Below are 7,127 nucleotides of genomic sequence, written 5' to 3' on the forward strand. Positions count from 1 at the left end.
ATGGCGAAGCTCTACCAGGAAAAACTCAACAACAAAGAAGAAGCGATGAAGCTCTATCAAGAACTCCTGGAAAAATATCCGGGCAGCATTTTCGTGGCCGATTCGCGGAAGCAGTTCAGGGCGTTAAGGGGCGATGCGATTAATTGAAATATTCAATCACCAATATATCTTACCACAAATTCTACCCCAGCGCACGGCCTCGTGCGAGATTTATCAGTTTGGCTAATTAATGGCAGATTAGTATTTTTAGAGTAAAATATCCGCCACGTGAAAGTAAAGGAGGCTATCAAACTGATTGAAAAAGACGGCTGGTATCAGGCCCGGCAAAAGGGAAGCCATGGCCAATTCAAGCATATTAGCAAGAAAGGACTAGTGACAATCAATGGCAAGCCCAGCGATGACCTTACTCCTTTCTTGGAAAACAGTATTCTAAAACAAGCAGGCTTAAAATAATCATGGAGAAATATTTGGTAATCGTCCAGAAAGCGAAGAACAATTACGCTGCTTATTCCCCCGATGTACTGGGATGTGTGGCTACGGGTAAAACCGTGGAAGCCACCCTCAGAAATATGCAGGAAGCCCTGGAAATGCATTTAGAAGGCTTAGCCGAGTTAGGGGAGGAGTTCCCAGTTCCCAGGGATTTGGCTCACTATTTACAAGATTCCGAACCCATCGCCGAGTCGAATGACCTGATTACCTATTTGCAGGTACCTACGCCGCATCTACAAGGCGTCTGAACACCCAACGTTCATAAACCTTTGAATTATGGAAAACCTCATCAGCAAATATCGAGGATGGCTAGTTGCATTTTGTCTGGCTATCGCCTTTTCCTTTGTGATTTCTCCTCAACAAACTCGCGAAATCAGTAATAGCCGATTGCAAAAGGTTATCGAAGACCGGGAGGTAGCCAGCATTTCCATCGTGGAAAGCAAGGCAGGAATTCGGGGAAAGTACACGGCTGAGATTACGCTGACGACTGCTGCCTCAGAAAAGTACAGCCAGCTTACGGCTGGGATTTCATCCCCTGAGGAAGGCCCGCATTTTGTGTGTTCGATTGGAAACTCGAGGGAAGAGTTTGATCGATGGAAGAGGGGATGCGATTAAGTGAGGTTTGATTGATGACACGATTCTAAATGAAATAGGAAAAACTTCTCCCGGCTTTTGTACTTCTAGGTAGGGCGGTATATATCGGATATACAGGCCAGTGTCAAAGAGGGCTAGTTTCCCGGATTATCCTTGCAGATGTGAAGGAAACCCGTTACTATTGCGAGAGAGTAGCGGGTTTCTTAGTTCACTTAATAGTAGCGATATGAACAAAATTTCACCACTTTTCCTGATTCTGGTTCTGTTTTCTGGGTGTAAGGAGAAAGCCCCAGACCTGCCAATTATTATAAACAGCCCTACTGCAGCGATTCATTATGACGAAACTTACCAATTTGTGGTAAAACAGGGCGATAAGGAACTCAGTACCCAAGGATACAATTGGAAATCTTTCGACCCCAGAATTGGCACGATTGACGCAAATGGGCTTTTTTCGGCTAAGAGAATCGGTAAGGCTAAAATTTTAATAGATAAGTCAGGGTCAGACTATGGGTGACTATGCAGTGATAGTAGAACCCTACAGCAAAATGTACGCCGAACCTATCTTGAAATTCGGCTTTACAAAAGATATTATCATAATAGATGAACAACGAAAGAAGATTAGCGAAAAAGATGACTCGATTCTCTACGAGGGTGATAATTCTAAAGTTCGCAACGTTCTTTACATCTTCAAAGATAAAAAGCTGTCGTCTATCGCCGTGTTGCTTCAGAACACAAGCGAGGTTGCGACCGAATCTACGACCTATCTTAAGGAAAGGTACAGCTACCTCGGCCCATCCAACAACGTCTATTATTTTGAGGACAAAGATAGGGTAAGCTTAGGCGTAACTGTCGATCCTACCCTGGGGCTGACCGTCCTTTATCTACCTTACAACCCCAACAAAAGGCTTTCTTCAGAAGTCGAGGGAATTGATGAGATCATGGCCAGTCTTAGGGCGGAAGTAATCAAAAAAAAATGATTGGATAGAGATGTCAATAATTAACAAAAAAATTTCAAAATCAGACATACCAATGAACGCGTGACTGGACTAATAAAAGTAATAGTCTCAACTAAGCAACAAAGGCTTTATAGTCAATAATTCGGCGGATGTGAACCAGGCTGTTCCATGTCCTGGCCAAGGAAAAGTCGACCAAGCCGCATAGAATTTTATCTGGGTGGGAAGCCATCGTAAACTTTTCCCCGATGCAAGATTCTCATGAAAATTAGGTTGGGGTGCAAATACTGAATACCGACCCTGTAGTCCCCCACCCGAATGCGGTAGAAGCTACGATTCTTCTTCTGTCCCTTCATCATTTTGTAATCCACGCCGGCTGTCTCGAGAGACTTGGCGCCCATCAGCTTTTTAATAATTATTCTGGTCTGATCCTGGATATAATCAGGCGTCTTGCGGAGTTCCTTTTCAAACTTCGTCTGGATTTCTACGACCATCCCATCCGGCGGTTGAATTCTTCGGCAGGAATCGTAGGTTCGTTGGCTTCTATATCTTCTTCCATGAGTTGAACCATGAAATAGTCCTCTAACTCTTCATTATCGATGATGGCTAAAATCTGGTCAACTTCGTCGGGCGTCCAGTTTGCGCGCTTTTTCTTAGCGGAGAAGTTAGTAGGCGGCATGCCAAGTTTCTCCGCCAGATAAACGTTTTTGTACCCTGAGGCCTTGATGAGCGACTCCATGCTCTTGCAGAGGATCATGTAGTTTTGAACTATTTCACGCATAAAAGAATATTTTCGTGCATATATTAACTATCTATACACTACAAATATGCGAAGAAAAATCCATTATTTCCCGCTCTTCACAAAGCGTATAGGAAATATGGTTAAGATTCGGAGTGGTCGGCCATCTTGAGAGCCAGGTATCCAGTTAGGCATTGTTTTGGCAATCCGTAAAGCTTCTCGTACCAAGTCATCATTTGTATTTGGGTCGGTATAAGAAACCTGGACTCTCGATATTGAGCCGTCTTTTTCAATCAAGAGTCTGATTTGAACCATTGATCCCTTCTTCGGGCTGACGGGGTACTTACTAGCTGACTGAATAAACTGAAACATAGATTCCTTATCACCAGGAGCTTTTTCAACGACCGTATAGACAGTGGTGTCATCCTGTCGGGATTGAGTAGCCATCTCTTCGAGTCCTTGGCCATGGGAACTAATAACGACAGCACTGATCGAGAGAAGAAGCAACAACGGTAGCAGAAATTTTGCGTTCATTGGATTTTGACAATATATTCGTTCTTAGGCTTTCTTATACCTTAATCTTATTTATGCTATTAACATAAATATATAATTTTTTAAGACAACCGATAGCCAATTTTACTGCCTTCCTCCTTCAAGCAAACAAGTCCCCAACCCAAACCAATTTCTTCTACGCAAATCTCAGGCGCATCAAAAACCTTCTTTACCCCAATAAATATGCCTTGAAGTCCTGAAAACGCGGTTTCAACGGAATTGAGGTTTTCTCCAACGAAAGTAAATTTTTGAGCCTTTCCGGTATATGGACGGGAGAATCGAGCGTTTTTTCCACTAAATCCAAAAATTTGGCCGGATGCGCGGTCGCCAGGAAAATTCCGGTGAAATCTCCGTACGTTTCCGCCCGGTACTTTTGTAATCCTTCGTAAGCCACGGCGGTATGCGGACACATGACATAATGCGTCTGCTCGAAAACCTTTCGCATACTCGCTTTCGTCGCTTCGTCGTCGAAATAGTAGCCCGATACCATGTCGCGGACGCTTTGCCAGTCGTCTTCAAAAAATCGGGTAAGCCGCACAAAGTTGCTAGGGCTGCCGACGTCCATCGCGTTGGAGATCGTTTCGATCGAAGGCAGCGGCTCGTATGCTTTGCTTTCCAGGTAGCGCGGCACGACGTTGTTCTGGTTAGTGGCCGCCACGAAATGCTGCACGGGCAAACTCATGCGATAGGCCAATACGCCCGCACTGAGATTGCCAAAATTTCCACTTGGGACGGAAAACACCAGCGGTTTGCCCAGATGCTTCGTTTGGGCGTAAGCCGAGAAGTAGTAAAACGACTGCGGGATAAGCCGGGAAATATTGATTGAATTGGCGGAGGCCAAATTGTATTTCGCCGTAAGTTCTTGATCCAAAAAAGCTTCCTTCACCAACCGCTGACAATCGTCGAAGGTGCCGTCCACTTCCAGCGCGGTGATATTGTGGCCCAACGTCGTCAGTTGCTTTTCCTGAATCTCGCTCACTTTACCACTTGGGTAAAGAATCGTGACCGAAATTCCCGGCACCTTATAAAATCCCCGGGCTACCGCCCCGCCCGTATCACCCGAGGTCGCCACAAGAATTTTAATTTCCTTTTGAGTTTTAGCCAAAAAATAGGACATCAACGAAGCCATGAACCGTGCCCCAAAATCTTTAAAAGCCATCGAAGGTCCATGGAACAATTCTAATACGTAGTTATCGGGCGTAATCTCGACGACCGGAGCCTCAAAAGAAAACGAGTTTTCCACAATCGTTTCCATTTCGCTGCGGGAAATATCGTCGCTTAGCAAGTTATGCCCCACTTCCACCGCAATCTCGTTGAAAGAGCGCTTCTCGATATTTTGCAAAAAATCCTGGGAGAGCGTAGGAATGGATTCCGGCATGTAAAGCCCGTTGTCCGGCGGCAAACTTCTAAAAACGGCTTCCTCCAAAGAAGCCTTGATACTTTGCGTTTTGGTACTGTAAAACAACATGATAACCGAGGGTAAAGATTTAATTTCAGGCCGCAAAGCTAAGCAAATCACCCCGTAGCCCGTTCAAGCCCGCTAAGTAATTTTGCAAAAAGTACCTAACTTGCAGATGTCCGTTGGGTTGGTCTTCTTAATAAAAACAGGCCAAATTCAGCCATCAAGTAGTAAACAAGAATCCGTAGGATTCACATATTTATAGAAAAACAAGTAGAGTCGCGTTCGTGCGACCCCATCGGGGTCGTATCGCTTGACGACCGAAATTTCTATAAATATGTGACCCCTTTGGGGTTACCAATCATTCATCACTCATAATTAATTATCCTGTGTCAAAAGGAATCTTCAAAGTACCCCAACCCATCAACGAACCCGTTAAAAGCTACGCGCCCGGCAGCCCCGAACGCGCCGAACTGAAAGCCGCTCTGGAACACGGCCGTTCGGAGCAAATCGACATCCCGCAATACATTGGCGGCAAAGAAATTTATACTGACAAAAAACACCCCGTTTCCCCACCGCACGACCACCAGCACGTGCTGGGTCACTTCCACGAAGGCGACGCCTCGCACGTCGAAAAGGCCATCGAAGCCGCCTTGGGTGCGCGTGAAGCCTGGGCTAATTTGGCCTGGGAACAACGCGCCTCTATTTTCCTAAAAGCTGCTGACCTTATCGCCGGACCGTACCGAGCCAAGATCAACGCGGCCACGATGCTGGGGCAATCCAAAAGCGCCTACCAGGCCGAAATCGACGCGGCCTGCGAGTACATCGACTTCCTGCGGTTCAACGTGCAATACATGACTGACCTGTACGCCCAGCAACCCACCTCCTCGCCGGGTGTCTGGAATCGGCTGGAATATCGGCCGCTGGAAGGTTTCGTCTTTGCACTAACGCCCTTTAACTTTACGGCCATCGCCGGAAACTTGTGCGCTGCACCCGCCATGATGGGTAATGTGATCGTGTGGAAACCCGCTTTCACGCAAGTCTATTCGGCCAAGGTGTTAATGGAGGTTTTCAACGAAGCGGGCGTTCCCGACGGCGTTATCAACATGATTCTCGTGGACGGCCCGGTCGCCGGAGACATTATTTTCAAGCACCGCGAGTTTGCGGGCATCCACTTCACGGGCAGTACCAAAGTTTTCAACACCATCTGGAAAACGATTGGGGATAACATCGGCAACTACCGCTCCTTCCCCCGCATCGTTGGCGAGACCGGAGGTAAAGATTTCGTCGTGGCCCACAAATCTGCCCATCCAAAAACCTTAGCAACGGCGCTGGTTCGGGGTTCGTTTGAATTCCAGGGACAGAAGTGTTCCGCCGCGTCGCGGGCGTACATTCCCTCCAATCTCTGGGAAGAAGTAAAAGAATACATGCTCGCCGACCTGGAAGATATTAAGATGGGCGTTGTGGAAGATTTCAGCAATTTCGTCAACGCAGTGATCGATGAAAAATCTTTTGACAAGATTGCGGGCTACATCGATGGCGCTAAGAATGGCGGCGATTCGGTAGAGATCGTGGCCGGAGGCAACTACGACAAGAGCAAGGGGTACTTTATCGAACCTACCGTATTAGTAGCGAAAGACCCGAAGTACGTCACGCTTTGTGAGGAGATTTTCGGCCCGGTTCTCACTATATATATATACGAACCCGAAAAATTCGAGGAAACGCTGGAATTGGTGGACAATACGTCGCCTTACGCGCTGACGGGTTCCATCTTCGCGCAGGATCGCTACGCGGTCGAGTTGGCCACGAAGCGCCTGGTGAATGCCGCTGGGAATTTCTACATCAACGACAAGCCCACGGGTGCCGTCGTGGGGCAGCAGCCTTTCGGCGGAGCAAGGGCTTCGGGTACCAACGATAAGGCCGGTTCGATCCTAAATCTGATTCGCTGGGTGTCGCCGCGTACGATTAAAGAGACGCTGGACGCCCCGAAAGACTACAAATATCCCTTCTTACAGGAACCATAATTGGATTGATCTTGTATAATATTTCCCGCTGCCAAGAAAATTAAAATATTCTGACTTTTTTTTAGGGGGATTTGCAAAAGTGAAAAGGATAGTCTTACCTTTGCAATCCCAATCGCGAAGAGAGAAAGAAGAGAAGGCAGAATTGGGGTTTTTGTTCTTTGAAATGATGAAGTAAACCAAGATGTAGGACACACCTGCCTACAGACAGGCTGGCCAGCGATGGCCGGCTGATTTACAAGTAATTTACCATGGAGAGTTTGATCCTGGCTCAGGATGAACGCTAGCGGCAGGCCTAATACATGCAAGGCGAGGGGGCATTTTCGAATGTCACCGTCGTACGGGTGCGTAACGCGTATGCAACCTGCCTTCGACCGGGG

The 7,127-nt window shown here is 47.0% G+C and carries 11 protein-coding genes and 1 rRNA gene; 8 read left to right on the plus strand and 4 right to left on the minus strand.

Annotated elements, in window-relative coordinates:
• From ACEW8P_RS12280 to ACEW8P_RS12305, 6 genes are all read left to right on the plus strand, one after another.
• A complete protein-coding gene (locus ACEW8P_RS12280; protein WP_373513382.1) occupies positions 1-147 on the plus strand; it encodes a tetratricopeptide repeat protein in 147 nt (48 codons plus the stop codon).
• 120 nt (positions 148-267) lie between these two features.
• Positions 268-453 carry a type II toxin-antitoxin system HicA family toxin gene (locus ACEW8P_RS12285; RefSeq protein ID WP_373513372.1) on the plus strand — a complete coding sequence of 62 codons (186 nt, stop codon included), beginning with the start codon at positions 268-270 and terminating at the stop codon, positions 451-453.
• A 2-nt stretch (positions 454-455) separates the two neighbouring features.
• Positions 456-737 carry a type II toxin-antitoxin system HicB family antitoxin gene (locus ACEW8P_RS12290; RefSeq protein WP_373513373.1) on the plus strand — a complete coding sequence of 94 codons (282 nt, stop codon included), beginning with the start codon at positions 456-458 and terminating at the stop codon, positions 735-737.
• A 28-nt stretch (positions 738-765) separates the two neighbouring features.
• Positions 766-1,104, plus strand: a complete 339-nt coding sequence (locus ACEW8P_RS12295) for a hypothetical protein (RefSeq protein ID WP_373513374.1) — start codon at positions 766-768, stop codon at positions 1,102-1,104.
• A 205-nt stretch (positions 1,105-1,309) separates the two neighbouring features.
• Positions 1,310-1,597 (plus strand): Ig-like domain-containing protein, encoded by a 288-nt coding sequence (locus ACEW8P_RS12300; protein ID WP_373513375.1) that lies wholly within the window; start codon positions 1,310-1,312, stop codon positions 1,595-1,597.
• Positions 1,590-2,060, plus strand: coding sequence for a hypothetical protein (locus ACEW8P_RS12305; protein ID WP_373513376.1), 471 nt, complete (start codon positions 1,590-1,592; stop codon positions 2,058-2,060). The genes ACEW8P_RS12300 and ACEW8P_RS12305 overlap by 8 nt, the downstream gene beginning before the upstream one ends.
• Before the next feature lie 188 nt (positions 2,061-2,248).
• Here the strand turns inward: ACEW8P_RS12305 and ACEW8P_RS12310 are convergent, their stop codons facing one another.
• The 4 genes from ACEW8P_RS12310 to thrC form a co-directional block, all read right to left on the minus strand.
• Positions 2,249-2,530, minus strand: coding sequence for a type II toxin-antitoxin system RelE/ParE family toxin (locus tag ACEW8P_RS12310; RefSeq protein ID WP_373513377.1), 282 nt, complete (start codon positions 2,528-2,530; stop codon positions 2,249-2,251).
• The gene (locus ACEW8P_RS12315) at positions 2,521-2,817 is read right to left on the minus strand and encodes a hypothetical protein (RefSeq protein WP_373513378.1); all 297 of its coding nucleotides are present in this window, start codon (positions 2,815-2,817) and stop codon (positions 2,521-2,523) included. The genes ACEW8P_RS12310 and ACEW8P_RS12315 overlap by 10 nt, the downstream gene beginning before the upstream one ends.
• Positions 2,818-2,880: 63 nt before the next feature.
• Entirely contained in the window at positions 2,881-3,309 is a 429-nt protein-coding gene (locus ACEW8P_RS12320; protein WP_373513379.1) for an energy transducer TonB, read from the minus strand.
• Positions 3,310-3,496: 187 nt separating this feature from the next.
• The gene (gene thrC, locus ACEW8P_RS12325) at positions 3,497-4,795 is read right to left on the minus strand and encodes a threonine synthase (RefSeq protein ID WP_373513380.1); all 1,299 of its coding nucleotides are present in this window, start codon (positions 4,793-4,795) and stop codon (positions 3,497-3,499) included.
• 320 nt (positions 4,796-5,115) lie between these two features.
• On the opposite strand from thrC, the gene pruA reads away from it, so the two are divergent.
• Both pruA and ACEW8P_RS12335 read left to right on the plus strand, forming a co-directional pair.
• On the plus strand, positions 5,116-6,750 hold the full coding sequence (gene pruA / locus ACEW8P_RS12330) for an L-glutamate gamma-semialdehyde dehydrogenase (protein WP_373513381.1): 1,635 nt from the start codon (positions 5,116-5,118) through the stop codon (positions 6,748-6,750).
• 245 nt (positions 6,751-6,995) lie between these two features.
• A 16S ribosomal RNA gene (locus tag ACEW8P_RS12335) occupies positions 6,996-7,127 on the plus strand; the annotation flags it as partial.

It is taken from the genome of Persicitalea sp., assembly GCF_041751555.1.
GTDB lineage: Bacteria > Bacteroidota > Bacteroidia > Cytophagales > Spirosomataceae > Persicitalea.